The following is a 249-nucleotide window of genomic DNA, read 5'->3' on the forward strand; positions in this document are numbered from 1 at the left end:
GAAGAGGGCGCCCGAACGGGCGACGGTGATGAGGGTCGTCGATTGGAGGACGCCCAGCGCGATCGTGAGATAGCGCGTGTACTGCGTGAGCTTGGCCTGGCCGGCCTGGCCCTCCCTGTAGAGGGTCTCGAAGCGCGGGATGACCACGCGGAGGAGCTGCACGATGATCGACGCGGTGATGTACGGCATGATGCCGAGCGCGAAGATCGAGAGTTTGAGGAGAGCGCCGCCCGAGAACAGGTTGACCAG

The 249-nt window shown here is 65.1% G+C and carries 1 pseudogene; it reads right to left on the reverse strand.

Annotated elements, in window-relative coordinates:
• Positions 1-249, reverse strand: a pseudogene (locus AC1RPY_RS08095) (hypothetical protein); the annotation flags it as partial.

It is taken from the genome of Dellaglioa sp. CoH-56-MRSF-12 (assembly GCF_056782075.1).